Origin of the sequence: Leptospira mayottensis 200901116 (genome assembly GCF_000306675.2) — a bacterium.
GTDB lineage: Bacteria > Spirochaetota > Leptospiria > Leptospirales > Leptospiraceae > Leptospira > Leptospira mayottensis.
Genome location: NZ_CP024871.1, coordinates 2,005,001 through 2,007,500, shown reverse-complemented (window position 1 = coordinate 2,007,500; position 2,500 = coordinate 2,005,001). Strand labels below are relative to the sequence as shown.

General features: G+C 39.4%; 2 protein-coding genes (both cut by a window edge). Both read left to right on the top strand.

Going from position 1 to position 2,500, the window contains the following annotated elements; genetic code table 11:
• A protein-coding gene (gene lvrA, locus LEP1GSC190_RS09020) for a hybrid histidine kinase/response regulator LvrA (protein WP_002761348.1) crosses the window boundary here: on the top strand, positions 1-2,467 show its 3' portion. 53 nt of this gene lie to the left of the window's left edge; only the last 2,467 of its 2,520 coding nucleotides appear in the window; its start codon lies beyond the left edge, outside the window; it ends in the stop codon at positions 2,465-2,467.
• A 15-nt stretch (positions 2,468-2,482) separates the two neighbouring features.
• Positions 2,483-2,500, top strand: the 5' end (the start) of a protein-coding gene (gene lvrB, locus LEP1GSC190_RS09015; RefSeq protein ID WP_002761341.1) for a hybrid histidine kinase/response regulator LvrB. It continues 1,131 nt past the right edge of the window; only the first 18 of its 1,149 coding nucleotides appear in the window; it begins with the start codon at positions 2,483-2,485; its stop codon lies off the right edge, out of view.

The following is a 2,500-nucleotide window of genomic DNA, read 5'->3' as shown; positions in this document are numbered from 1 at the left end:
GCTTCCCGGGCTTTATTTGATCCTTAGTCCCGATCTTCGAATTGTCGCGGTAAGCGAATCATATTTGAAAGCAACAAATACAAAACGGGACGAGATTCTTGGTCGGGGAATTTTTGATGTTTTTCCAGACAATCCTTCGGATCCGAATGCGGATGGCGCAGGTAATTTGTACGCTTCTCTTTTACTCGTTTTAAAGGATAAAGCTCCGAACACAATGGCGGTTCAAAAATACGACGTTAGAAGACCAGAATCGGAAGGGGGTGGATTTGAAGAAAAATACTGGAGTCCGATGAATTCTCCCATCTTCGACGAAAAAGGAGGGGTGGTTTATATCGTTCATAAAGTGGAAGAGGTAACCGAGTTTGTTCGACTCAAGAACAAGGGAAAAGAGCAAAATAAACTCACGGAGGAACTTAAAAATCTGACGGCTTCCATGGAAACTGAGATCTATCAAAGAGCTCAGGAGATTCAGAATAACAATAAAAAACTTCTCAAGCTCAATGAGGAGTTGACTCAGAGAGAAAAAGAGATTCAGGAGGTTTACAAACGTTTGTTTGATATAGATCAATTGAAATCTCAATTCTTTGCCAACGTGAGTCATGAGTTAAGGACACCTTTGACTTTAATCATAGGTCCGACTCGAACCTTGCTGAAAGATCAGAAAATCTCCGCGACTCAACGTGCATTTTTAGAAACCATAGAGAGAAATTCCTATACACTTCTAAAACACGTAAACGATCTTCTAGATCTTTCCAAACTGGAAGCTGGCAAGATGACATTACGATATTCGAATGCAAATCTATCCGATATGATACAGGATATAGCTGCCCATTTCAATTCCGTAGCCAACGAAAGAGATATAGATTTTGTGTTGGATCTTCCTAAAAATTTTCCAATTCAGATAGATGTTCCTAAAATGGAGCGGATCATTTTGAATCTAATTTCAAACGCATTTAAATTCGTTCCCGACTCTGGTAAGATTCACTGTACTTTGAAAGCGGAGAGTGCGATGGCTTACATTTATGTCGCAGATAATGGTCCAGGAGTTCCGGCTCATCTCAGGGACCAAATCTTCGAAAAATTCAGACAGGGAGAAGAAGGAGATTCACGTTCTTTCGGAGGAACGGGGCTTGGGCTTGCAATTGCGAAGGAATTTGTGAATCTACATCTTGGTTCTATCGGAGTTTTTGATTCTTTTTTGGGCGGTGCGCTTTTTAAAGTTCAGATTCCGATTTATGCTCCGGTTTATGTCGAAGAAATTCAACAACCGATTGAAACGGAAGAATTGATTCCCGCTTTGATGAGTAATATCAACGAATTGAAGAAAAACAAGGTTGAAACAAAGGGATCGTCCACTATTTACAATCGTCCCAAAGTTTTGATTGTGGAAGACAACGCGGAAATGAGGGAGTACGTTTTCAATACGTTATCCTCTGATTTTAATCTTTGGGTTGTTTCGAACGGGAAACAAGGTTTGGAAAAAGCGATTCTTGAAAAACCGGATGTTATTGTTACCGATATTATGATGCCCGTGATGAGCGGGGATCAGATGGTGAAAGAGATCCGAAAAATTCCGGAACTTTCTGGTACATATATTCTTTTTTTAAGCGCAAAGTCCGACCAAAATTTCAGGATTAAACTTCTTCAGGAAGGGGCACAAGATTATCTGATTAAACCATTTACTCCGGAAGAGCTAAGCATAAAAGTTCACAATTTTGCCGTCTTAAGAAAAGCGATCGAAGCTTTAGAAAACGCGAACAGAGATATGGAATCTTTCAGTTATTCCGTATCGCACGATCTTCGCGCTCCGATTTTAGGGATAGAAGGTTTTCTCCAAATCGTCTTGGAGGATTTTTCCGAAAAAATGGATTCAGAAGCGTTACGATTGCTTAAGACCGTACAAAAAAATGTGATTTATATGAATAATCTTATCCAAGACCTTTTGAATTTTCATAAAATCTCTAAGATAGATCTGAATACTAGAATCGTCGATATGAATAGGATGGTCGAGGAGGTGATCGCAGCCGTTCTTCAGAATTATCCTAAAAAGAGTTATTCGTTTCAACTGAATGAATTGCCGAACGCCCTTGCAAATGGGAGCGCTCTCAAACAGGTATGGATGAATTTGATTTCAAATGCGGTCAAATATTCGTCTACGAAAGAACGTCCCATGATCAAAATCGGTTTCGAGGAAGTCGATGGATCCAATGTTTACTTCGTAGAAGACAATGGGGTCGGTTTTAATAAGACTTATTCGAATAGGTTATTCAAGGTATTTCAAAGACTGCATACACAGGAAGAATTTGAAGGGACCGGAGTTGGTTTGGCAATTGTAGCAAGAATCATACAACGTCACGGTGGACAGGTATTTGCAGAAGGAGAGGTGAACAGAGGTTCTAAATTTTCATTTACTCTTCCGAAACTTTCGGAGAACGAAAATATTTATGAAGGCATCATAAAAATATAGAAAACGGTATTAAACATGAATAGATGGAAATTC